Consider the following 23,993-nt stretch of genomic DNA (forward strand, 5'->3'; position numbering starts at 1 on the left):
GCAGCATGCCCGGGATTTTTTTATGCAGGCAGCACAGGTATAGGATTTTTTACATATAATGAAATCCGGTTATCATTAACTTATCTACTTGTTTTATTTTTTTCTCATTGAGACATTTTAAAAGTTGCCACTTAGGATTTGTGGTTTATCAGCGTATATTTAGGCGGAAAATTCAAGCGATCAAATAGCCGGTTCTCATGAAACAGATATTCATTTTCGTTATAACGTTTTTCTTTTGCAGTTCCGTTTTCGCTCAACAGCCCACTATTGTAATTAAAGTGATCGGCGGTGAAAATAAAAAGATCAGCTACCTGCTTCCGGTGGATGGACAATTCTTCATGGATCATTACACCGAAGATACCCTTGATGCCAATGGCGAGATCGTGTTGCCAAATAAAGAAACGGTACCGGGCGCCTATAATATTTTTTACCGCAAAAGGCACCGGTTGTTTATAGAACCAGGACAGCAATATAAACTCATTATAGATGGCAGGAATAAAGAAAAGCCGGCTATTGTGGAAGCTAAATATGCGGAAGCGCAGCAGGCATTGGAAAACCTGTCTTGGGAGCAGCATCCTCAAACAGCCGGAATGCGCTTATACAAAGCCGATTCTGTGTTTGCCAATAATAAGCAAAAGGTAAAACATACCATGGACAGTTGTTTGCAGCTGTTTGAACAGTTATATGCACAGCATAAAATGTCAAAACCTTTTTATGCGTATGTCAGGAGCTGTATCAAAAATTATTATGCGGCTGTTTTGATCAATACCTTTTTAATACCTGCATCAAAAGTTGTTTATCATAAAGACAGTGCGGGCTATAATGCAGCTGCAATACGCCAGGTAAGCGATTACTGGAAAGAGGTGATGAAATTAGCCGATCCGCTTGATCCTGTTTCCATGAGTACTGATACATACCAGGATTACCTGTATTATTTGAATGAATTTTATCTCAGTTACCATGAATATCAACTGCGGGGTAAACAGTTTGTGAAAGGGATCGATCATCCGGACAGGCATTATTACAACCTGGCGCAATATTTTACCAAAGAACCCCTGCGGGAATATGTTCTGACCTGGAGTTTGAGAATGCTGCTCCTGGAAACGCGTTTCCAGGAATTTATTCCTGACCTGTATGCCAAATTCATAAAGGAATATCCGAATAGTAAGTTCAAAGCTGATTTATCGGCAGGTGTTGAAGAAGTGAAGCAGTATTATGCGGCTGCAAAAAAGAATTTTACTGCCAACCAGCAATTCGTCGATAACTATGACAGTATTTCAACCGTAGAAGAGCTGGTCTCAAGGTTTAAAGGAAAAACGGTCTACATCGACCTGTGGGCAACCTGGTGCGGTCCCTGCAAAGCGCAGTTCGCATTCAAAAAAGATATTGACCCCTTCTTCAAAGGGAAGGGCGTAGATGTATTATATGTTTCTGTTGACAGGGCCAATGCCGAACAAAAATGGAAAGAGATGATCAAATTCTATGACCTCGAAGGCTTCCATCTCAGGGCTTCCGAAGCATTAGTGAAAGACATTTATAAAGTATTTGGTAATGGCCAGTCTATCAGTATTCCCCGCTACGCTATTTGTAAAGACGGTAAAATAGTTGTTGACAAAGCAAAAAGGCCTCAGGATAAAAATGAATTGATTAAGCAAATGGAGTCGGTGCTGTAAAACAGTTGAATAACACCTGGTAAACTCCAAAGCGCAGCCGCCAATGGATGACCGCTATGCCGTTTATTAAATTGTAGCTGCTCGGCATACTGACCAGCTGGGCCAATCCGTTATTTTATTCGTTATAGTCAGATTCTTGTATATATTTGGCGCCAGATTCCCTGAAAGGGAATGAAATCCTATACACTATGAAAAGGTTATTTTCAATTTTAGTACCTATTGCCCTGCTTTGTGGTTGCCAGGGAATCAATGAAAACACTACCCAGATAGAGGATGTACAGAATGCAACGGTAGATTCCCTTGCAGAAATTATTACCGAAGAAGTTCCCACAGAAAAACCCGTTAGCGATTTACTGAGCGCTGAATTAAGCTGGTCAGATTCTTTGTTGAAAATGTATATGGCTTTTGCCAACAATGATTGTATAAAGCAGGCACACAAAGCTAATTTTTCAGTAGAACTGGTTTATGACAATACCCTTAAAACAGACTCTGCAGTTTATGATATTTACCGTATCGGCCATGAAATATCAAGGAACGAAGGGGCCGATACCCGTTTTATAGTTGACCAGTGGATCTATGTGGATACTTTAAGAAAAAAGCTGTTTGAGTATGAACCGGCTGCCAATAAATTAACCAGGTGGTGGGCCGCTGGAGAATCTCAGCACTTTTTCTATCCCGTGTATGAGCTCTCTTCCAAAACAACTGCTTTTGTAGTTCCTTTCAGGGAACCAGGCAAAGGAACCTATTTAGATACCATTTTCAACAGGTTTTATCCACCGGATAGCATATATAATACAGACGGTATCGATTTTTATAAAAGATCGCGCGTCGCTAAAGAATGGAAATTCTACGATACAACAGGCCACTACTGGTTAATGAAAAGCGACCGGTTCGAAAAGGAAGTTAAACGCTATTTCGATTATTTCAATGTTGAATTTTATGTGTATGGCACCAAAGGATCTACGAGGGCAAAGGTCAGGAATGTGACCTTCGGCTTAAGTGAATGCAAAACCAACATTTTCGCGTTTACCTTTGATAATAGCAGTCTTAAGTCCATCGGACATCCTGTCTTCTGTTCAGCCAGATCAATAGAATTGAACTATGGTAAAGACTATAATAAACTGGAGAAAAATATAGACAGTTATCTGGCGGCTTTCCCGACTGACTACACTGATAGTATAACAACAAAGGTCCTCGGCAATGCAGATAATTTCTACTTCATCTACCATGACGACTTTGCGTGGGGACGAAATCCCAGGCAGTCAAAATGCAAGTTTCCTGACAGGCATATTCTGCTGATCGAGGGAAAGAACATTTTAGGAAGTTTTGGCCAGAGTGAACTGGATCTGTTTGGTATTGGATGTGATTAAATGGTGGTTCGTTACAATCGCGTAAGTTCAATCTTTTTAAATTCCACTTCAGAACCCTCGGCCTGCAATGCGATCTGTCCTTTGGAGGCAGTACAGTTGTAGCCTTCATTGACCAGGGCGTCATTGACCCAGATCTTTATGGTGTTGCCCTTGCATTCGATGATCACGGTATTCCATTGGCCCAGGGGTTTCTCTGAATTGTCTGTCAGGTTGAGGATACGACGTTGTTTTCCTTCCGAAACACCCCATTCATTTTTAGGGCCGCGGCGTTTTTCCATATCCGGCACTGTTATATCCTCCTGGATGCACCAGAAGTCGCCGGCATTTTCATGCATCAACTGGGCTTCAATTGATTTGGGGAACATCTTGTAAAGCGCCCGGGGCGTAGAAGCATGTACCAATACACCACAGTTGCCCGGTTTGCCGGGAAAACGATATTCCACCTTTAGCCGGTAATTCTGATATACAGAATCTGTGATCAGGTGCCCATTGGGTTTACCAAGGCTTACCAGCATGCCTTCTCGAACGATAAAGGGATTTTTAGCAGCAGGATTATTGTCCATCTCGGGAACATCTACATGCCAGCCGCTCAGGTCGCGGCCGTTAAAAAGGGAGTACGTGCCAGCCTGTGAACGCACATTGTGTACAAATAGAATGGCAGCGATAATCGTTAGTAGTACATTTTTTTTCATAATGTAAGGCAATATGATGATGCAGCATAAATTTACTGATTTGTTGGTAAAAACATCAATGTTTCCAGGAAAGGCGCCTGCCTGTGACCGCTATATTGTGATCTGTCAAAAGGATTGCATCGTTGCAAGACGTTAAAAAAAGATTAACTTTCACGGTAAACGCCGAGCGAAGATCCGCTTTTTTCATTAGGTAAATCTTGCGCTTTTTTGTTCAAAATTTCACATTGTTTTTCAGGTATTTAAAGGTGCGTGCCCGCGTAATTATGCGGCATTTCAGCAATATATTTTAACTGTTTCCGTTTAGTTTTCTGGTAAAAGGTTGCATTGTTCCGGGGCGTGCCGGACACGTCTCTTACAGAAAGATTGCTGGGCAAAAAATCGTGATTTTTCTGTAAACGGTAATGTTTTTGTTTATAGGCGTTTAAATGACATTTAATTTTGTAATTTGCACGCGCTAGTCATTTACTCCGATTGCAGGAAGTATCCAATTGCCAGATGACATTAATTGTAAAACCTGCAAAAAAGTCCAATCCAATTATTATGCGAAAGTTTTTATTTTTAATTGCATTTTCCTACACAGCGGCCTTTGCACAACCTAAAACGTATTCGACAAACAACGGTCATTCGCACAATGATTATCAACAATCGTCGCCTTTGTTTTCAGCTTACACCCTGGGCTTTGGCAGTGTTGAAGCGGATGTAATGTTAGCAAATGACGAATTACTGGTTGCACATACCCAACGGGATATTCCGCAACGCAGATTACTGGAAGAACTTTACTTTAAAAAGATCCAGAGTTATATTCAGGCCAACAAGGGTTATCCTTATGCTGATACATCTCGTTCACTGATATTGATGCTGGATATTAAATCTGACGCAATTCCCACCCTGAATAAGATCATTGACGTATTACAAAAATATCCTGAGCTTATCCGTACGCCCAAATTCAAAGTATTGATCAGTGGTAACAAACCCGATCCCAATACGTATATCTCATATCCCTCTTTTGTGGTATTCGATGGTTTGTTAAGCAACCGCTACAGCAAAGATGCACTTAGCCGCATTGCCATGTTGAGCGATAACTTTATCTCTTATTCAAACTGGAAAGGCAATGGCCCTATTCCGCCGAAAGTGGTTGAAAGATTGAAGAAGTTAATCGACCGCGCACATGAAATGGGCAAAGAAGTCCGCCTGTGGAACGTGCCTGACTTTGATGATGCATGGTCGAAAGTGATTGAACTGGGTGTTGACTATATTGATTCTGATAGTATCAAGGCCCTGGCTTCATTCCTGAAGAAGCAGCAGCAAAAAACCAGCTAATGTAAGTTTCTACATAGATGATCTATAAACAGCGTCCCGGTTGCGATCGGGACGCTGTTTTTTTTATCTGAACTCATATCCCAGTCCGGTTACCTGGGTAAGTAAATTGAAGGGAGCATCCGTAGCTGTACAGCGTCCCTCAATGACAGGAGCGATAGGAGAGTGTTGCGCGAGGTATTCTTCAATAACCTTGTGCATGGTATGTCCCAGCAAGTGAGGCTCCTTTACGCCCTGCATGCGGCAAATGGTCGTGTCGGGATCGCCTTCCCGCTCACAGGCAATAAAACTGTATTCCCTGTTGAGGTCAAGCGGTTTTCCGGCCACCTTGATGTAATTCACTCTTTTGCCGGCTTCTTTCTCCAGTGTAAAGTTTACTTCCATGCCTTTAAACCGCACAACCCAACCGCCTAATCGCCTGGCAGGGTCTTTGGCAAATGCATTTTCCAGTTCCGTCTCCATCCAGGTCCAGAGTTGTTTACCTGAAATAGATCCCTTCTTGGCTTCACTGTCCACCGGCAGCATGCACCATAAATAGTCCACGGTGATGTCAGCCACACCCGTGATCTTGTCGGGGATCAGGGGCGGACAAAAACGAAAGCCATTGCTGAGGGCAATATCCGGTTTGAATTTCCACATAATGGCGTCGGTGATGAAATTGTCCATCGGCGATTCAATCACATAATACCTCACCAATGGATTCTTTGTTTGACCAATGACCCTGCTCAGTTCTTTTTTATAAGGTTCGCCTGCCTGAATAATAAGGCGCTTCATCTCTGCATCCTCTTTGTATTTGTCAGGATCAACATCCAATAACTGATAGGTTTGATCTTTGATGATGCCGTTCTCAATGACGATATCCAGTTTGGCAATGAAAGAACCGAAAGCACCCGGTTCCGTAATTTTTGCATAAGCGCCCTGGACAGGCTTTCTAAGCCGTTCATGCGTATCGGCGCCCAGAATATAATCAGCGCCTTTTACGGCTTCCATATTCGACAGGCCAAACTGTTGGGCAAGGCCCATGTGGGTCAACAGGAATACCAGCTGGCATTTTTCATACTCTTTTAAGATCTTGATGTACTTGGCTACATTCTGTTCCGGCGGTGTAAAACGTATGCCATCGCAATAGGCGGGAGATTGCCGTTTTGGCGTCAGTGGATCATTATAGCCGATAAAGCCGACCTTTATGCCGGCAATATGTTTAACGAAATAGGGCGGGAAGATCAGATCACCTTTCATTTCATCTACAGTATCATGATACATGTTGGCGCAAACCTTCAATGCATTATAGCCAAACATATCTTTCATCATCATTTCCTTGCCGTAAACCACTTCCCAGTTGCCGGGCAGCATGATATCATAACCAATATTGTTCATCAGGGGCACAATGGCTTTTCCCTCGCTTAATGCGGCAATGCCACTGCCCTGGAAACAGTCGCCGCCATCAATTACCAGTGTATTGGCGGCATTCTGACTTCTCAGGGAGTTGATCATGGTTTTCAGGTTGGCCAGTCCGCCCCGCTTTTTAAATACAGGTTGTCCATTTTCAACAAAGAACTCATCATGCGTCATGAGTTGTCCATGAATATCGGCGGTATGAAGGATGGTAAGCCGCGCTGCTTTGCCATTTTTAACAGCTTTATTTTGCTGCATACTGTTTGCTTTATAAGCTGCATCTTCACTGGTTAAAGCTGCGGCTGCGAGCGGAGTGGTCACCAACCCGCCACCGATACCCAGGCTTAACCCCAGGCGGCCGGCTTTTTTAAGAAAATCGCGCCGGCTGTTGTCAGATAATGCAACATGCAACTCTTTTTCTGCCTGGCTTATTTCCGGCGAATGGCAAACAGCGCAGCTGCATGAGTGTAAGTGATTCGAAGACATAGCAATCGTTATATTTGTTTAAATTTTGGCTCGTTCGCTGACAAGGCTAAATTACTGGCTTTATTGATAAAAATCATAATGCGTGTTGAGCGAACACAATAAGTCACGAATCACCCCCTAATTGGTCCCGATCGCACAGCATAGGTTATAGAAATTGGCGGTAAGTTTGCCTTGTCAATCAATAACATCCTTATTAACTAATAAAAAAGAAAAAAATGGAAACTACTGGTGTTACAAAAATCACTGTTGAAGCTGTTGTTAAAGCTCCTGTTGATAAAGTTTGGAATTACTGGAACCAGCCTGAACACATCACGAACTGGTGCGCCGCTTCTGACGACTGGCATGCGCCTAAGGCTGAAAACGATTTAAAGGCCGGCGGAAAATTCGCTACCAGAATGGAAGCCAAGGATGGCAGCTTTGGGTTTGATTTTGGTGGTGTATATGACCAGGTAAAAACAAATGAGCTGATAGAGTATACAATGGGCGATGGCCGCAAGGTGGTTGTTAATTTCACCAGCAACGGTAATGAAACCAAAGTTGTTGAAACCTTTGATGCAGAAAGCACCCATTCTATTGAAATGCAAAAAGGCGGATGGCAGGCTATCCTGGACAATTTTAAAAAATATACAGAAGCCAATTAATAAAGCCTTGCCTAACTTTATTGCAGCCCCTTTTATACGGGGCTTTTTTATTTTGCCAGTTCGAAGAGATAAGTACAGATTGTACTTTTTAATGCCGTTCTGAAACAAAATAAATTACGAACCGTACTCCGGGACGTCGGTGTTGTTTTTTGCTGCAACACAATAGCTGTCTCATTTATAAAGAGTTTTTAGCTTCAGCAATCAGGTAATGTATAAAACAGATAACGTTTTTATTGCTAATGACATTAGTTTTATTATGCTAATTTAATTAGTAATCGTGGTAGCTTTGACTAAAGCTACGGGCGATGTATTTGAACTGCCGAACATATTTCAGCGTACGATATGGAACTTATTCTACAGAAGAACTGGTAGATACAGCAGCGGGGTTAGGTATTCAGGCATTGGCTTTAACGAATATCAATTGCACCTGCGACAGCTGGGACTTTGTGAATTTCTGCCAGCAAAAAGATATTAAACCGGTTCTCGGTGTTGAAATAAGAAATGAGGACAACCTGCTGTATATTTTATTAGCGAAGAACAATCGTGGTTTTGCCTGCATCAATGAGTTTTTGTCAATTCACTTTCAACATAAAAAAGATTTTCCAGAACATGCAAGCGCTTATTTTCTTAATAACGATGATGTGTATGTTATTTATCCCTTTGATAGAAAGGCTCCCGGTGATCTGTTGCCTGATGAGTATATCGGCATACTGGCTTCCGAACTGAATAAACTGCTTGGTGCCGACTGGAAGAAATTCGGGCACAAACTGCTTGTGCGGCAACCGGTCACTTTTCAAAACAAGCAATATTTCAACGTGCACAGGTTATTGCGGGCCATTGATAAGAATACGTTACTGTCGAAGCTGCCTGCCGAAGCACAGGCCTCTCCCGGTGAAATATTTGTTCCACCGGCCAAATTGCTTGAGCAGTTCAGGCAGTTTCCAGTGATAGTAACGAATACCTACAAGCTGCTGGACAATTGCCGCATCGAAATGGATTTCAAGGTAGATAAGAATAAAAAATGCTTTAGCGCTACTGCCGAGGATGACCGCATCTTACTGGAGAAGCTGGCGACTGAAGGACTGATAGCCCGTTACGGCCAAAAAAATAAAGTAGCCGTGGAGCGCCTGCATAAAGAATTAAAGATCATCAATGACCTGGGGTTCAACGCTTATTTTCTCATCAACTGGGATGTGATCAGGTATGCCCAGTCGCGCGGGTTTTATTATGTAGGGCGCGGAAGTGGCGCCAACTCCATTGTTGCCTATTGCCTGCGTATTACCGACGTAGATCCCATTGAACTGAACCTGTATTTCGAACGTTTCCTGAATCCCGAGCGTACGTCTCCGCCTGATTTCGATATTGATTTCAGCTGGACGGATCGCGACGACATCATGGATTATATTTTCAAGCGGTTTGGCAGGAAACATGTGGCTTTGTTAGGCTCCTACACAACTTTTCAGCATGATGCCATTATTATGGAGCTGGGTAAAGTGTTCGGATTGCCGGTGGAAGAGATCAAGGCTTTACAGCAGGCTGCACAACCAGCTGATAAAATACAGGAGACGATCCTGCAATATGGCCGGCTCATTAAGAATTTTCCCAACCATATTTCTATACACCCTTGCGGCATGCTGGTAACGGAAAAACCTGTTTATGAATATGCCGCCCTGTTTATGCCACCCAAGGGTTTCGCCACTACCCAAATGGATATGTTCGTCGCAGAGAATATTGGCATCAACAAATTCGATATTCTCAGTCAACGGGGGTTGGGCCATATTAAAGAGAGCCTGCGGCTGATCAAAGCCAATAAAGGCATCGATGTGAATATTCATGATTTTCACAATTTCAGGCATAATGAAGCTATTAAAAAGCAGATTCGGCAGGCGGAGACCATCGGCTGTTTTTATATAGAATCCCCGGCTATGCGGCAGCTGCTGAAAAAGCTCCGGTGCGATGATTATATAACACTGGTGGCAGCTAGTTCCATCATCAGGCCCGGGGTATCGCAATCGGGCATGATGCGTGAATATATCACGCGGTTCCATAACCGCGATAAGGTTGTATACCTGCACCCGCTGTTTGAAGAACATCTGAGCGAAACCTTCGGAGTGATGGTTTTCCAGGAAGATGTGATAAAGATCGCGCATTATTTCGCCGGCTTGTCACTGGGGGAGGCCGATGTGCTGCGCAGGGCGATGAGCGGCAAATACCGGTCGACCAACAAATTCTGGCATATCAAAGAAAAATACCTTTCCAATTGCCGTAGCCTGGGTTATTCAGATGAACTGACCCGGGAAGTCTGGCGGCAGATGGAAAGTTTTGCCGGTTATAGTTTCAATAAAGCCCACTCGGCCAGTTTCGCGGTTGAAAGTTATATGAGCCTGTATTTGAAAACTTTCTTCCCGAAGGAGTTTATGGTAGCGGTGATCAATAATTTCGGCGGCTTTTATTCTACCGAATTGTATTTTATTGAATTGATGAAGGCCGGTGCTATCATTCATGCGCCCTGTGTAAACAACAGCGAAATATACACTGCAATTAAAGGCGACGAAGTGTACACCGGATTTATACATATCAAGTCACTGCAGGAGAGATCGATGCAGCTGATAGTAGAGGAGCGGAAGGCGGGAGGCGTTTACCTGCATTTACAGGATTTTATTGAGCGCACCGATATCGGGCTTGAACAACTTAATTTATTGGTGAGTATTGGTGCTTTCCGGTTTACAGGCAAAAGCAAAAAGCAATTGTTGTGGGAAGCCAATTTTCTGCAGAAAAAAAATAAAGCGGTTATCCTGGAAAGTGGATCCCTGTTCAGGGAAAAGCCGATAGAGTTCAGTCTGCCTGTCTTTACCGACAATGCTATCGATGATCTGTATGATCAGAAGGAGATCATGGGTTTTACGCTGGTAAACCCATTTGCAATGGTAGACGAAGAGCCTGATAATTATATTCCCGCGCGCGAAATAGGCAATCATCTAAATAAAGTAATTACGGTGCTGGTATATTTTATTGCCAGCAAACCTGTACAAACAAAGAACAATGACATCATGTTCTTCGGCACTTTTATCGATAAGGACCTTGACTGGATTGATACGGTACATTTTCCCGATGCAGCAAGGACCTATCCGATGCACAGCGGCGGTTTTTATACGATCACCGGCAGGGTGGTGGAAGATTTCGGGGTTTACAGTATTGAGGCGCGCAAAATGGTAAAGGTGGGATTTAAAAAACGCAGTTACGATACTACAAAATAGTATTCCATCATGTTATTATCAAAAGACAGACATATTGCCCATTTTGACCTGGATGCGTTTTTTGTTTCGGTGGAGACGTTGCGTAATCCAAAACTTCGCGGTAAACCTTTGCTGGTAGGAGGGGGCAGCGACCGCGGTGTGGTGGCAGCCTGTAGTTATGAAGCGCGCAAGTTTGGAATTCACAGCGCCATGCCCATGAAAGCTGCCCGCAGGCTTTGCCCTGATGCCATTATTATCAAAAGTGATTTTGAAGCCTATAGTAAATATTCACGGCTGGTTACCGATGTTATAAAAGATTCCGTGCCGGTATTCGAAAAAGCGAGCATTGATGAATTTTATATTGATCTAACCGGGATGGACAGGTTTTTTGGGTGCCTGCAGTTCACTGATCAGTTGAAGAAGAAGATCAATAAAGAAAGCGGCCTGCCTATTTCATGGGGACTTGCTTCCAATAAGCTGGTGAGTAAGGTGGCAACCAATGAAGTAAAGCCAAACGGACAGCTGGAGATCCCTTTTGGCAATGAAAAGAATTTTCTGGCGCCCCTCAGCATTATAAAGATCCCGGGCATTGGCAGGGAAACCGGCTATAAACTCCTGAAAATGGGTGTGGAGACGGTGAAAGTGCTGAGTGAAATACCGGTTGAAATGATGGAAAACCTCATGGGTAAACCGGGTATAGATCTATGGCGTAAGGCAAACGGAATTGATGAAACCCCGGTTATTCCGTATCATGAACAGAAATCCATTTCCACGGAAAGCACGTTTCAGACCGATACCATCGACACCCATTTCCTGCACAGCCAGCTGGTACGGATGACGGAGGAAATAGCCTTTCAATTGCGGCAGCAGAACAAGCTCACCGGGTGTGTGACCGTAAAACTTCGCTATTCGAATTTTGAGACCTTCACCAAACAGATGACCATTCCATACACGAATGCCGACCATATTCTGTTAAAGACCGCCACTGCCTTATTTAATAAGTTATATGAGCGCCGGTTGCTCGTGCGGTTATTGGGCATCCGGTTCACTCATCTCATTCCGGGCAATTACCAGATCAGCTTATTTGATGATACCCAGGAAATGATCAACCTGTATCAGGCCATTGACAGTGTAAAAAAGCGGTTTGGGGAGAAAACGATCATCAGGGCCGTTGGGGTAGGGGCGTAAATGCATGGGGGCTGTCGGTTTGCCCGAAAAAGCGGCCATTTGCCTGAAAACTAAGTGCAAATACTTAGAAAAAAACAAAAAACTATTCATTTTTGACCTTTCTGAAAAATTCTTTTGTCGAACTGTTCACTCCGGTGTATTAGTAATAAAGCTATTTGCTTACCCCGTGGCGGACTATCCACCACAAAAACCCTTAAATAACGATCAGTGTAGTGTGAAATCAAGAAAAAGAAAGAAGTAACTATGAAAAAAGACCATGCAATCACCATCGCCGTAGTCGACGATAACCCGCTTATCCGTGAAAGTGTAAAGTTTAGACTTAACTCATTGGGATACAATGTAGTTATGGAAGCGCAACATGGCCAGGAGTTCCTTGATAAGCTACAGATCAGCGAAATGCCCCATATATGTGTGCTTGATATAAATATGCCTGTTATGGATGGCCTTGAAACCACTGTTCATTTAAAACGGAACTGGCCGGGCATGAAGATCATCTTCTTTTCCATGGAAGACAGCAGTATATATATCAATAAGGGGATAGAACTGGGTGTAGACGGTTTTGTGGCGAAAGATGCTCCTTTTGCAGAACTGAACAATATGCTGTCGTCGCTCATCAACCAGGTACAGGTGGCCTGAATCTTGATTATACCCAAGACTACAAAAACACGCACGTCCATTAAACCAAATAAAAAACAGCCCTGGCGTTATCCGCCGGGGCTTGTTTATTTTGTTGCGTTCAATCAATTGTCTTAACAGCTACGATCGGCATTAATACCTGCCATCTTTTTTATCCATCGACCTGCCTACACCGTAACCAACACCACCACCTACTACACCACCAATAACGGCGCCCAGGGCGCGGTTCTTTTTAACCAGGATAGCACCAGCGGCGGCGCCAGCACCTGCGCCAATAGCGGTTCCTTTAGCTGCTTTACTCCAGCCTTTCTTTTTGGTTTGAACGGGCTGTGTAGCGGACGTCGTTTGCCTGACAGGGGTTACCTTATTAACAGTATAATGTTTATGAACTACAACAGGGCGTTTGGATGTTGAAGTGGTGGTACGCGCGGCAGTGGTATGCTCGGATTCCTGTTGCTGCTGCTGTTGCTGTTTCCATGCGGCAAACTCAGCATATTCTTTGGCTGATACAGATACCGGCGTTACCGGTATACTCTCCGATGCAAGCCTGTTATTGTCTTTACAGGAGGTCATTAGTAAGGCGGCACTCATCACTACTGCTGTGGTTGTGTATAAAATCCTTTTCATAATTCTGCGTTTTAGGTTTTTCAATTAATGAATCATTTCTGCAAACTATAGTCGGAAAACTGTGCCAGTAAATTCAACAATTGTTAAAGCATTTAATGAAGAAAATTGTAACGGTTCATAGTCAATAAAATAAGAAGGTTTCATATTAACATAAAAAAGTTATAAAGCCCGGCGCGTAAATCCTGTTAAATTATTGAAAATACAATGCATAAGGCGCAAGTTTCTGGTGTTAATGGCCAGGGTTTTTAACGAAGGAACCAGGCAGCGAGGCGTTACATCGTGGTTCGGGCAAGCTCCACAGGGTAGCAGGTTTCAGGCAAGCGTTAGTCTATAAGTGTCAATATTTTGATTGTATAAGTATGCATTTCCGTTATACATAATGGACCATAACGTTCCACGGTTGTGGTTTTACGGTAGTTAATTGTTCGACGCACACTTCCGGGAACGTTTGCGAAAAAAATTCTTTTAATACAGTTGCAATAACTCACTTCTTTTTTTAACTTACCTATAGTTTCATACCCATTCCCCCGGCATTCTACAATTACCCAGTCAAATTATCCGACCCGTTTACCTGACCCCGTTATTGCTAACGCTTAACGCATAATGCCTAATGCTTAAGGCTTAGGGCCGAAGGCTAAAGGCTTAAGGCGAAAAGCGCACAAGTGTATCATCTTGTGCATTATTATTCAGGTTATTTGATCTGAACGAAATTTTATTGCCTGTTTGTTTTCACCGCCTTTACAGCTTCGGCGGGCGAGCGTTCCGCGTTGGGCGTTAGGCGGTTTAACCCAACGGGGGAGCGTGTCTCGTTTTGCGTTCCGGCGTTTAGTGTTATGCGTTCCGCGTTTAGCGTTATTCGTTCCGCGTTTAGCGTTATGCATTCGGCGTTTAGGGTTGTGCGTTCCGCATTCGGCGTTTAGCGTTATGCGTTCCGCGTTCCGCGTTTAGCGTTATGCGTTCCGCGTATTGTCTTCTATCATTAACTAAAGCTTGTTTTATGAAAAAAATGTTATTCTCATTGCTTGCCTTATTCTCGGTTTATGTGGGCGCTTATGCCCAGCAGGTTTTGTATGTTTCACCCAGTGGAAGCGCCTCCAATCCGGGCACTTCTATTTCAGCGCCAACCACCCTGGCCAATGCACTGGCCACTGTTACTGCCGGTGGTACCATCTATATGCGCGGTGGTACCTATAATTTAACTTCCACCGTCGTCATTGCTGAATCGAACAGCGGTACCGCTGCTGCTACCAAAAAGCTATTTGCCTATGGCAGTGAAGTGCCTGTTATCAGTTTTGCCGGTATGGCGATAGCTACTTCCAACCGCGGCATTGTGCTGGATGGAAGTTACTGGCATTTCAAAGGTTTGATCATCGAAAGCGCCGGTGACAATGGCCTGCTGCTTTCCGGCGACAACAATACGATTGAAAGTTGCATCTTCCGGCGGAATGCCGATTCGGGTTTGCAATTAAGCCGGTATAATACGTCCTATAATTCAATCAGTCAATGGCCGAGTAATAACCTGATATTGAATTGTGAGGCGTACGATAACAAAGACCCTGACAGTGAAGATGCAGATGGTTTTGCAGCCAAACTCACCAGCGGAACCGGTAACGTATTTCGCAATTGTGTTTCGCACCATAATATTGACGATGGCTGGGACCTTTACACCAAATCAGATACGGGTCCCATTGGTGCTGTTACCCTCGAAAATTGTATTGCTCACTCAAATGGTATACTAACAGATGGCTCTACTTCAGGCAATGGCGATAAGAACGGATTTAAACTGGGCGGTGAAGACATTTCTGTGAACCATATTGTAAGAAGATGTATTGCCTTCAATAACGGCAAACATGGTTTTACCTACAACAGGAACCTGGGTACCATTGAAATGACCAATAACACGGGATACGACAATGCCGAGCGTAATTTCAATTTCGACGGCGGTACCAGTGTTTTTAAAAACAACCTGTCGTACCTGAGCGGTTCCAATGACCGAATTATTGGTACGGCATCTGCGCCCAATGCCTTTCAGGGCGCTTCCGGTTCATTTACGGTAACAGCAGCCGACTTTGTTTCCCTGTCACCCGGCCCCAATGCCAGTCCTACCTCCAATGGCTTTTTGAACCTGGCCGCCGGCAGCGACCTCATCAATGCCGGTGTAACCTCAACCGGCATATCGTACAATGGCAGTGCACCTGACCTGGGCGCCATTGAATCGGGCAGTACTTCTACAAGCTATTCACTCACCACCAATGTATCACCTTCCGGCGGCGGCAGTGTTAGCCGCAGTCCGAACGCAAGTTCTTACGCTGCAGGAACCGTGGTTACTTTAACGGCCACGCCGGCTTCCGGTTACACCTTCACCGGTTGGAGCGGCGGCGCCAGTGGCACCAGTGCTACCACTACTGTTACCATGAATGCCCATACTACTGTAACTGCGAACTTCACCAGCAGTACCGGCACCAGTTATACCTTAACCACCACAGTTAGTCCATCGGCCGGCGGTACCATTACCCGCAGCCCCGATGCAGCCTCTTATGCAGCCGGAACAGTAGTTACATTGACGGCAACACCTGCCTCAGGATATACTTTCAGTGGCTGGAGCGGTGGCGCCAGTGGCACCAGCACTACGACTACTGTTACGATGAATGCCAATACGAGTGTCACTGCCAGCTTCACTACCAGCGGTGGCGGAACCGTTCTGCGCATCGATGACAAATCAGGTACAGGTATCGGTTATTGCAGCGCCAACGGATCAAGGCAGAATTCTTACAGCGGTGCCGATGGGGGTTATTATGTGAACCTGAGCAATTCGAGCGGACAGGGCATTACCTGGGCTGTGAGCGCCGGTTCTGCAGGTACTTATAATATCCGCTGGCGGTATTCCAATGCAGGTACACAAAGCGCTACCACGGCCAGGGTACTGGTCAATGGCACACAGGCCCATGCCAGTGTAGCTTTCCCGAAAACAGCGAGCTGGAGCACATGGACGACGACTGCCTGGGTGCCGGTTACATTGGTAGCAGGGGCTAACAAGATCAGGCTGGAAACGACGGTAAGTTCCGAGTTTGCCATGATCGACTGGATAGAGATCAGCGGCAACAATCCAACAGAAGCATCCTGCAGTGCCGCTACGGGGTCAAGAATCGTGACGCAGGCGGAAAACACCACTGACAATCTGATGGTAGCAGGAGCGCCGATCGTCATTCCAAACCCAACCACCGGATTGTCAACCGTACGCTTTACAATTACCAGTCAACAGAAAGTGATCGTTAACCTGTATGGATCAGATGGCAGGCTGGTGTCTACCCTGGCGAACCGGTTGTTCGCCCCCGGTACCCATGCTGTACCCGTTGACTATAAAGGATTACAGAAAGGTGTTTATTTCATTTCAGTGAACTATGATGGCAGGCAGCAACTGCTGCAAAATATTCTTACGCGATAAAGAATGATATAGGGCTGTTCCGCGTTGCGGGATAGCCCTTTTTATTAACTCCACATATAAATAACCAAAGAACGATTTATGAAAAGCAAGATCTTTACACTGCTATGTGTATTGATGACGTTTTTTTCGTTGTCATATGCACAGGATCAATGTGCACCTATAGGCTGGTGCACCCAGAATGGTGGTACCACCGGAGGTGGTAACGCCACACCGGTAACGGTAAATAACCTCAGCAGCCTGACCACTGCAGCCAATGGTTCAGGATCAAGGGTCATCTATGTAAGCGGAACGATGGGGGCGGGTGAAGGTACCCGCGTACGGGTTTCTTCCAATACGACCATCATTGGCTTGCCCGGCGCTAAATTACATGGCGGGTTCGACATCCGGGGCAGCAATGTCATCATCCGGAATATGATCGTACAGGGACCCGGCGCAGAAGATGTAAATGGCATTGACTGTATTAATATTGACGGCTCGTCTACCACCAATGTATGGATCGACCACTGCGATGTGTATGATGGCCAGGACGGTAATCTCGATATCACGAACGGGGCCAGCTATGTTTCCATTACCTGGACGAAATTCCATTACACATCTGCCAGCAGTAATCACCAGTTTTGCAACCTCATTGGCAATTCAGACAGCAAAACATCTGACCGCGGCCGGTTAAAAGTGACCATGGCGTACAACTGGTGGACGACCGGTACAGTGGAGCGCATGCCCCGCGTACGTTTTGGCCAGGTGCATGTAGTAAACAATCTGTTTGATAGTCCACAGGCCGATTATTGTGTTCGTGCCGGAGTGGAAGCCGATATCCTTGTAGAAGGTAATTATTTCGATGGGGTAAATGAACCCATCGATCTGTATGAGAATGATTTTACCGCTGTAACAGCCCGCAACAATGTGTTTAACAATACAACCGGCAACACGGCCGGCAGCGGTACCTCATTTTCTCCACCCTATTCATTGAGCATAGCGCCTGCTGCCAATGTTAAGGCACTGGTAAGTAATGCCAGCTGCGGAGCAGGAGCTACCTTGCCTTCACCCACACAATGCGGTTGTGGTACGCCATCTCAGTATACATTGACCACGACAGCCAATCCTTCCGCTGGTGGTTCTATTGCCCGCAGTCCGAACGCAAGTTCTTACGCTGCAGGAACCGTGGTTACTTTAACGGCCACGCCGGCTTCCGGTTATACCTTCACCGGTTGGAGCGGCGGCGCCAGTGGCACCAGTGCTACCACTACTGTTACGATGAATGCCCATACTACTGTAACTGCGAACTTCACCAGCAGTACCGGCACCAGTTATACCTTAACCACCACAGTTAGTCCATCCGCCGGCGGTACCATTACCCGCAGCCCCGATGCAGCCTCTTATGCAGCCGGAACAGTAGTTACATTGACGGCAACACCTGCCTCAGGATATACTTTCAGTGGCTGGAGCGGTGGCGCCAGTGGCACCAGCACTACGACTACTGTTACGATGAATGCCAATACGAGTGTCACTGCCAGCTTCACTACCAGCGGTGGCGGAACCGTTCTGCGCATCGATGACAAATCAGGTACAGGTATCGGTTATTGCAGCGCCAACGGATCAAGGCAGAATTCTTACAGCGGTGCCGATGGGGGTTATTATGTGAACCTGAGCAATTCGAGCGGACAGGGCATTACCTGGGCTGTGAGCGCCGGTTCTGCAGGTACTTATAATATCCGCTGGCGGTATTCCAATGCAGGTACACAAAGCGCTACCACGGCCAGGGTACTGGTCAATGGCACACAGGCTCATGCCAGCATAGCTTTCCCGAAAACAGCGAGCTGGAGCACATGGACGACGACTGCCTGGGTGCCGGTTACATTGGTAGCAGGGGCTAACAAGATCAGGCTGGAAACGACGGTAAGTTCCGAGTTTGCCATGATCGACTGGATAGAGATCAGCGGCAACAATCCAACAGAAGCATCCTGCAGTGCCGCTACGGGGTCAAGAATAGCAACAGATGTTCCGGTTACCGGTATCAATCTGCCGGCACTTGCGCCCACCGTGGTACCCAATCCATCAAATGGCATTTCAACCCTGCGGTTTGGGGTCACAGCTTCGGAAAGCGTGTTGGTTAACCTGTATGCAGCAGATGGCCGTTTGATAAAAACGATCGTCAATAAAACCTATTCACCGGGTAATTATACATTGCCTGTAGATTATACCGGTTTGCAAAAAGGTCTTTATTTCATTGTGATCAATAACGGTGGCAAGAGAACCGTTCTTCAGAATACGTTTGTACGTTAGCTATAAGCCGGTAATTGTAAAGCCCCGACGAATTTAGATCGATCGGGGCTTTTTTTATGGCCTGATGTTTATTAACCTAATACTGTTTTCCTCCAGCTGAGATCGGACTATAGGCTTCTGCCATCCTTGCTTTTTGTTTAGAGATCCGCCGGCCCCGGAAGAACAGGTACAGGTTAAAGAACAACATAATGCCCAGGTAGATGCTGAACCCACCGATTTTAGTGCTTAACATTTCGAGCATGGTGCGACTGTCGATTATTTCCTCGGCAATTTCCATGATCACCAGGGCAAAACCCAGGTTAAGTAAATAGAACCCCGTCTCGAATAATTTATTGGTTGAATGAGCGATCTCGGTTTTGCCATGGAAAATATCCTGCATAAAAGTTTTGCTGTTCCTGAAAAGGATATGCGCTACATACCAGGTCAGCACAATTACAACGGGCAGGTAAATGAGGTAAGCGGTAAAGTTAAGGGAGGTTTTCATATACTTAATTTTTGTTATTAGCTGGTTGATGATAATGGCTGATCAATAACAGCACAGCCATGTTAACGAAATGGATAAGCGCCAGCGTGCACATTATTTTGCCGGTCATGGTGGCAATGCTGGTGAGCACTTCCGTCCAGGTATAGACCGTTTTCCATAACCGGATAGTCATGGTAACATAACCCAGGTTCAGCAGATAATAGCCTATCAGTAAGATCCGGTTTATAAACAGGGTAAGCTTTTCATCGCCATGCAGCAGGTTGAGAATATAGCTTTTTCCATTCCGGTAAAAGATCAGTCCCACATGTACTGTTATAAACCAGGTGATGAGCAGGTAAATAATGTACGACAGCGTGTTCATGACATAGGGTTTAATGATTCACTACGCTTTGCATGACAAAGATAATAAAGAGTTTCATAGTTTCAATATTTTCTGAAATTATTTTCATTTCAGTATGGTGAGTGCTTTAAGAGAATAACACAAGCGCAGGAATTTTGGCGGGTATTGGCCTGTAATACTGTGTACGACTCAAAGGAATGGAGACTGTTGTAAGGTATGGAATGGCAGAAGCAATTTATAGTAAGATCAAAATAAAAAAAACGGGCGCATCAGCCAACTGATACACCCGTTTATGGTAAAGGCGAAAGTGTCGATATTATGCTACTGTACTGGCTGCAAACTCCAGCTGTTCTGCTGCAGTGAGCGGGAACAGGTGCCAGCAAATGCCCAAAAGAAAACAGGCATACTCTTCATTACTGTATTTGTTCGCTGCCAGGGAAGAGAATGAGGGGGCTGCCGTCATATCACATACCGCCAGCGGTTGGGAAACGCTGTTCTCAAATACCACGAGTTCAGTATTCTTTTGAAAACTGAAGTTGTACCTTTTTCCTTCCATGTCAATACTACCAGCACCATGTAATTTATCGATCGACAGCCGGCCGATTTCTACACCATATTCATTTTTCAAAATGGTCTTATTATGCCATAAACCTGTTTTATCAATAAAAAATAACCGGTGGTTTTCATCGCTGCTTATTCGGACGGATTGTTGCTCGAGGTTGTACTTGATGACCAGTTTAATATCCTTGCCTTCTGTTAATTCATACTTCCTGATGTAAGCAGACGGCTGGTTAACATACACCCATTTCATAATGCGGCAATTAGTGGGTTAAGAAATTGTTAGGGAATCTCATTTTCTGCACCAAAAATATACCTGTTACTATTAGGAAAATGCGGTGTGGATTATTAATACGGGTAATGTGGAAAAAATGAACTGTATTAAGTTTAGGTTATCGAATTGTTACGTCCCGGTTTTGTCAAAATTTTTTCGTAAATAAAGTGTCTCCGTTACATTGGCGTCACGGTCCCTGAGCCGGACACTTTGCTTGTAACGGCCGGCGTTCCTTTATAAAAGACAGAACCGCTGCCTGATATAGTGGCCTTTAAAGTTTCGGTGGCAAATACTTTTATATTACCAGAACCGCTGATGCTGGCGTCTGCTTCCTTTACCATAACACCCGACAGATCCATTAAACCACTTCCACTGATGCGGGCTTTGGCTACATTGGCCGTTCCGCTGTTAACGGATATACTTCCTGAACCTTCGATGCCGGCATTGATCTCTGTTGTATTTACATTGTTCACCCGGATGCTGCCGGAACCTTCCACCTGTATACCTAAATTGGCAGGGGTTACAGGAGCCGTTGCTTCCAGGTAACCGGAACCATCTATGGCCAGGGAACGTACATGGGGGCTGCTGACGTATATCCTGATGCCCTCATTACTTCTGATGCGGGTATTGGAATGCCGGAACCGAATGCGCAGGTCGTTATTGATAACGGTAGTTTCTATTTCGTCCAGGATGTTTTCCTGGGCGTGCAGCTCTACTTTATAAACGGAGTCCTGGGTAAAATAGGTGTCTGCCGGTACTTCAACCACCAGTCCATCGAAAGTAGCAGTACGCCTGTCTTCCACTACTACCGGACCTTTACCTACTACTTTTTCGCAGGACGTAGAAACGATGAACAATAAAACAACACAAAGCGCTAAGTGGAAATTTTTCATGATTAATTTATTTGTTATTGAAAAAGGGTTGCCTGTTACAACGGGAGGATCGAATGGTTACCATTCGATTTTATAATTCAGTACTGGAATAATACCGTTCTGGTAATTGATGACCGTTGCGTTCTTCAACAGGTCATAGTCCTGGTCATAAATGTTCTTCCGGTTAATTACATTCTGGATGTCGAGTGACAGCGTGCTCGTTAGTCGATCGCGGTTCCATTTGATGCTGACCCGGCAATCGGGTCTGAAATAAGCCCGGTTCTGCAGACTGTAGGCTTCTTTCTCTTTATAGATGGTATAACCTTCCTGTTGTGATGCGGCCAGATCGATGGGTGTAGTGCGGTAACCGCCGGCATAAATGATCTTGACATTGATGCCGAGCACTTTTCGCTGTCCGGCCAATGGAAACTCTTTGCCGGCTACGCCGTTGAAAAGATAATTGCCATTGAAACGCGTGTTTCGTTCCACGCCATCGGCAGCGGTATATTTCGATTGATACAGTGAACCGTTCAGCGTGTAATAAAGTTGGTGATCGAGGAATTTTTCCAACGTTAATTCAATCCCATAATTCCGGCCCTTGCCTGTATTGGTAAGCGCATCTGTCACAAATTCGTTCTGAATGTTCAGGGTTGAAAAGGTTTTGTTACTGTTTACAGTTACCGGTACATCGAACAGATGCTGGTAGTATATTTCGGCCCTGGCCCGTAACCGCAGACCTACGAGGCGGCTGTAGGATAGTACGAGGTGATGGGCTTTGGTAAGGTCAAGATATTTGTTGGGGTTGGTGTGGTGCACGTCCTTCGCAAAATATACACCGAGGGCCTGCAACTGGCTATGCATTCCATAGCCCAGGGCCAGCGAGCTTTTATGGTCGGGATCCCATTTCACTGAGATCCTTGGTTCTGCAGAACCCGTGTTGTTGTACAACAGGGCCAGGTAATGCATGCCTGCATTGAACGTTAGATTATTATATGGTTTGTATTGCCATTGGAAAAAAGCCTGCACGGTTTGGGTGTTGCCGTTGGTATTGATAGTCTCGAGCAGGGGTGCATTGGGATTTTCTTTCGACAGCTTATAGTATTTAAAGAATATAAAGTTCACATAGGCGCCTGCGCGGAAAGCATTGCTTGCATTGATCTTATGGTTGAGTGCAGAAGAGACCAGCAGCTTTTTGGTTATGTAATTATCTTTATAATTTTCTACAATGGCCTTACTGGTCTCGGCATAGTGTTCATTGAAAGAATGCGAGGTGTATGAAAAGGCAAGCGCCGATTTCAACATCGTTTGATCATCGACGCGAATAGTATGCGTGATGCCGGTAACGCCAGTATTTGCCACAAACTTACCGGCGTACCGGTCATCCTGCATTTCCCATTTAGAACTATCGGTTTCAACGCGCTGGTTTTGCGAACTGAGTCCGCCAAAACCAAACACCGTGAAAATGCCTTTGTTTTTAGTTGGTATGTATATGTTGTACGAAAGGTCCTGAAAACTGGTGGCGCCTTCTGTTAACTCGAGGCCCATTTTGTTCAACAGCGACAGGGTAGAGTACCGGTAGTTCACCAGCCAGGAGCCCCTATGCGAAGCAGACAGTGGGCCCTCGGCTGCAGCATTCAGACCCAATAATCCTGCCTGCAGCGCATACTCCTTCCTTTCATTATTTCCCTTTCTGAGTTTGAGATCAAACACGCCACTTAATGCATTGCCGTATTCGGCGGCAAAGGCGCCGGTCACGAAGTCGCTGTTCGCCAGCAACTGGGAACTTAAAATGGAGATGCCGCCACCGCTGCTGCCTGCCTCACTAAAATGATTTGGATTGGGAATGTCAATGCCTTCCATGCGCCATAATAAACCGGTTGGCGCATTGCCCCTGATCACGATATCATTACCGCCATCATCGGCGCTGGCCACACCGGCAAAACCGGTAACCATACGCAACGGATCATTTACGGCTGCGGCATATTTTTGCGTTTCCTCCACCGTGAAAGCGCGTGCGCTCACTACACTCATGTCGTTCAGCGGTTTGTTCTTTTTACTGCCTGCTGTTATCACTACCGCTTTTTCTGTTTGTACCTTCGTTTCCATGGCAATGGTCAGCACTACTTCCTTACCGGTATTTACGATAATATTACTGGCAAGCGCATTCGTATAATTGATGTGGGTGATCAACAAAGTATAAGTGCCGGCTGCTACATTGGTAAACCTGAAATTACCGAGCGAATCGGCGACCGCTTTTCTGTCAGTGCCGGTAATCATAACCGTTGCGCCGGCAACAGGCGTTTGCAGCAGCTGGTCTGTTACAGTGCCCCTGATGGTTTGCGTGCCCTGCGCCATAGTCGTTATGCCGTACAGCAACCCTGCTGTAAACAAAGCGATCATTTTGTTGATCATAGGTGGTGCATTTGCTAGTGTGACAACTTACAGGAAGTTTACCCCTATACGATCACTATCTTTA

Annotated in this window: 17 protein-coding genes; 9 read left to right on the forward strand and 8 right to left on the reverse strand. The window is 45.2% G+C overall.

Going from position 1 to position 23,993, the window contains the following annotated elements:
• Window positions 1–197: 197 nt before the first annotated feature.
• Window positions 198–1,673, forward strand: coding sequence for a TlpA family protein disulfide reductase (locus JUB15_RS14575; RefSeq protein ID WP_207513227.1), 1,476 nt, complete (start codon window positions 198–200; stop codon window positions 1,671–1,673).
• A 188-nt stretch (window positions 1,674–1,861) separates the two neighbouring features.
• Window positions 1,862–3,043, forward strand: a complete 1,182-nt coding sequence (locus JUB15_RS14580; protein WP_207513228.1) for a putative periplasmic lipoprotein — start codon at window positions 1,862–1,864, stop codon at window positions 3,041–3,043.
• Between the two features lie 11 nt (window positions 3,044–3,054).
• On the opposite strand, the gene JUB15_RS14585 is transcribed toward JUB15_RS14580, so the two are convergent.
• On the reverse strand, window positions 3,055–3,735 hold the full coding sequence (locus tag JUB15_RS14585) for a 3-keto-disaccharide hydrolase (protein ID WP_207513229.1): 681 nt from the start codon (window positions 3,733–3,735) through the stop codon (window positions 3,055–3,057).
• A 540-nt stretch (window positions 3,736–4,275) separates the two neighbouring features.
• On the opposite strand from JUB15_RS14585, the gene JUB15_RS14590 reads away from it, so the two are divergent.
• Window positions 4,276–5,055 carry a PI-PLC domain-containing protein gene (locus JUB15_RS14590; protein WP_207513230.1) on the forward strand — a complete coding sequence of 260 codons (780 nt, stop codon included), beginning with the start codon at window positions 4,276–4,278 and terminating at the stop codon, window positions 5,053–5,055.
• 63 nt (window positions 5,056–5,118) lie between these two features.
• On the opposite strand, the gene JUB15_RS14595 is transcribed toward JUB15_RS14590, so the two are convergent.
• Complete coding sequence (locus JUB15_RS14595; protein ID WP_207513231.1) at window positions 5,119–6,933, reverse strand: bifunctional metallophosphatase/5'-nucleotidase; 1,815 nt, start codon at window positions 6,931–6,933, stop codon at window positions 5,119–5,121.
• A 215-nt stretch (window positions 6,934–7,148) separates the two neighbouring features.
• On the opposite strand from JUB15_RS14595, the gene JUB15_RS14600 reads away from it, so the two are divergent.
• From JUB15_RS14600 to JUB15_RS14615, 4 genes are all read left to right on the forward strand, one after another.
• The gene (locus tag JUB15_RS14600; protein WP_207513232.1) at window positions 7,149–7,574 is read left to right on the forward strand and encodes an SRPBCC family protein; all 426 of its coding nucleotides are present in this window, start codon (window positions 7,149–7,151) and stop codon (window positions 7,572–7,574) included.
• A gap of 305 nt (window positions 7,575–7,879) precedes the next feature.
• On the forward strand, window positions 7,880–10,831 hold the full coding sequence (locus tag JUB15_RS14605; protein WP_207513233.1) for a DNA polymerase III subunit alpha: 2,952 nt from the start codon (window positions 7,880–7,882) through the stop codon (window positions 10,829–10,831).
• Between the two features lie 9 nt (window positions 10,832–10,840).
• A complete protein-coding gene (dinB, locus tag JUB15_RS14610; protein WP_207513234.1) occupies window positions 10,841–11,998 on the forward strand; it encodes a DNA polymerase IV in 1,158 nt (385 codons plus the stop codon).
• 243 nt (window positions 11,999–12,241) lie between these two features.
• Entirely contained in the window at window positions 12,242–12,634 is a 393-nt protein-coding gene (locus tag JUB15_RS14615) for a response regulator (protein ID WP_207513235.1), read from the forward strand.
• A gap of 132 nt (window positions 12,635–12,766) precedes the next feature.
• On the opposite strand, the gene JUB15_RS14620 is transcribed toward JUB15_RS14615, so the two are convergent.
• The gene (locus JUB15_RS14620; RefSeq protein ID WP_207513236.1) at window positions 12,767–13,261 is read right to left on the reverse strand and encodes a YMGG-like glycine zipper-containing protein; all 495 of its coding nucleotides are present in this window, start codon (window positions 13,259–13,261) and stop codon (window positions 12,767–12,769) included.
• 997 nt (window positions 13,262–14,258) lie between these two features.
• Between JUB15_RS14620 and JUB15_RS14625 the strand changes: the two genes are divergently transcribed.
• Together JUB15_RS14625 and JUB15_RS14630 are read left to right on the forward strand one after the other, a co-directional pair.
• The gene (locus JUB15_RS14625; RefSeq protein ID WP_207513237.1) at window positions 14,259–16,706 is read left to right on the forward strand and encodes a right-handed parallel beta-helix repeat-containing protein; all 2,448 of its coding nucleotides are present in this window, start codon (window positions 14,259–14,261) and stop codon (window positions 16,704–16,706) included.
• A gap of 78 nt (window positions 16,707–16,784) precedes the next feature.
• Window positions 16,785–18,989, forward strand: a complete 2,205-nt coding sequence (locus tag JUB15_RS14630; RefSeq protein WP_242696350.1) for an InlB B-repeat-containing protein — start codon at window positions 16,785–16,787, stop codon at window positions 18,987–18,989.
• 76 nt (window positions 18,990–19,065) lie between these two features.
• On the opposite strand, the gene JUB15_RS14635 is transcribed toward JUB15_RS14630, so the two are convergent.
• The 5 genes from JUB15_RS14635 to JUB15_RS14655 form a co-directional block, all read right to left on the reverse strand.
• On the reverse strand, window positions 19,066–19,473 hold the full coding sequence (locus tag JUB15_RS14635; RefSeq protein ID WP_207513238.1) for a hypothetical protein: 408 nt from the start codon (window positions 19,471–19,473) through the stop codon (window positions 19,066–19,068).
• 4 nt (window positions 19,474–19,477) lie between these two features.
• Window positions 19,478–19,834 (reverse strand): hypothetical protein, encoded by a 357-nt coding sequence (locus tag JUB15_RS14640; protein WP_207513239.1) that lies wholly within the window; start codon window positions 19,832–19,834, stop codon window positions 19,478–19,480.
• A 295-nt stretch (window positions 19,835–20,129) separates the two neighbouring features.
• A complete protein-coding gene (locus JUB15_RS14645) occupies window positions 20,130–20,624 on the reverse strand; it encodes a hypothetical protein (RefSeq protein WP_207513240.1) in 495 nt (164 codons plus the stop codon).
• A gap of 197 nt (window positions 20,625–20,821) precedes the next feature.
• Window positions 20,822–21,538, reverse strand: a complete 717-nt coding sequence (locus tag JUB15_RS14650) for a head GIN domain-containing protein (protein ID WP_207513241.1) — start codon at window positions 21,536–21,538, stop codon at window positions 20,822–20,824.
• Between the two features lie 57 nt (window positions 21,539–21,595).
• Complete coding sequence (locus tag JUB15_RS14655; RefSeq protein WP_207513242.1) at window positions 21,596–23,929, reverse strand: TonB-dependent receptor; 2,334 nt, start codon at window positions 23,927–23,929, stop codon at window positions 21,596–21,598.
• Window positions 23,930–23,993 lie beyond the last annotated feature (64 nt).

Origin of the sequence: Longitalea luteola, from assembly GCF_017356035.1 — a bacterium.
GTDB classification, from domain to species: domain Bacteria; phylum Bacteroidota; class Bacteroidia; order Chitinophagales; family Chitinophagaceae; genus Niastella; species Niastella luteola.

Excerpts from the sequence above, each read along its gene's own strand:
- JUB15_RS14575 (WP_207513227.1), top strand. The coding sequence starts at position 198 with ATGAAACAGATATTCATTTTCGTTATAACGTTTTTCTTTTGCAGTTCC.
- JUB15_RS14580 (WP_207513228.1), top strand. The coding sequence starts at position 1,862 with ATGAAAAGGTTATTTTCAATTTTAGTACCTATTGCCCTGCTTTGTGGT.
- JUB15_RS14585 (WP_207513229.1), bottom strand. The coding sequence starts at position 3,735 with ATGAAAAAAAATGTACTACTAACGATTATCGCTGCCATTCTATTTGTA.
- JUB15_RS14590 (WP_207513230.1), top strand. The coding sequence starts at position 4,276 with ATGCGAAAGTTTTTATTTTTAATTGCATTTTCCTACACAGCGGCCTTT.
- JUB15_RS14595 (WP_207513231.1), bottom strand. The coding sequence starts at position 6,933 with ATGTCTTCGAATCACTTACACTCATGCAGCTGCGCTGTTTGCCATTCG.
- JUB15_RS14600 (WP_207513232.1), top strand. The coding sequence starts at position 7,149 with ATGGAAACTACTGGTGTTACAAAAATCACTGTTGAAGCTGTTGTTAAA.
- JUB15_RS14605 (WP_207513233.1), top strand. The coding sequence starts at position 7,880 with ATGTATTTGAACTGCCGAACATATTTCAGCGTACGATATGGAACTTAT.
- dinB (WP_207513234.1), top strand. The coding sequence starts at position 10,841 with ATGTTATTATCAAAAGACAGACATATTGCCCATTTTGACCTGGATGCG.
- JUB15_RS14615 (WP_207513235.1), top strand. The coding sequence starts at position 12,242 with ATGAAAAAAGACCATGCAATCACCATCGCCGTAGTCGACGATAACCCG.
- JUB15_RS14620 (WP_207513236.1), bottom strand. The coding sequence starts at position 13,261 with ATGAAAAGGATTTTATACACAACCACAGCAGTAGTGATGAGTGCCGCC.
- JUB15_RS14625 (WP_207513237.1), top strand. The coding sequence starts at position 14,259 with ATGAAAAAAATGTTATTCTCATTGCTTGCCTTATTCTCGGTTTATGTG.
- JUB15_RS14630 (WP_242696350.1), top strand. The coding sequence starts at position 16,785 with ATGAAAAGCAAGATCTTTACACTGCTATGTGTATTGATGACGTTTTTT.
- JUB15_RS14635 (WP_207513238.1), bottom strand. The coding sequence starts at position 19,473 with ATGAAAACCTCCCTTAACTTTACCGCTTACCTCATTTACCTGCCCGTT.
- JUB15_RS14640 (WP_207513239.1), bottom strand. The coding sequence starts at position 19,834 with ATGAACACGCTGTCGTACATTATTTACCTGCTCATCACCTGGTTTATA.
- JUB15_RS14645 (WP_207513240.1), bottom strand. The coding sequence starts at position 20,624 with ATGAAATGGGTGTATGTTAACCAGCCGTCTGCTTACATCAGGAAGTAT.
- JUB15_RS14650 (WP_207513241.1), bottom strand. The coding sequence starts at position 21,538 with ATGAAAAATTTCCACTTAGCGCTTTGTGTTGTTTTATTGTTCATCGTT.
- JUB15_RS14655 (WP_207513242.1), bottom strand. The coding sequence starts at position 23,929 with ATGATCAACAAAATGATCGCTTTGTTTACAGCAGGGTTGCTGTACGGC.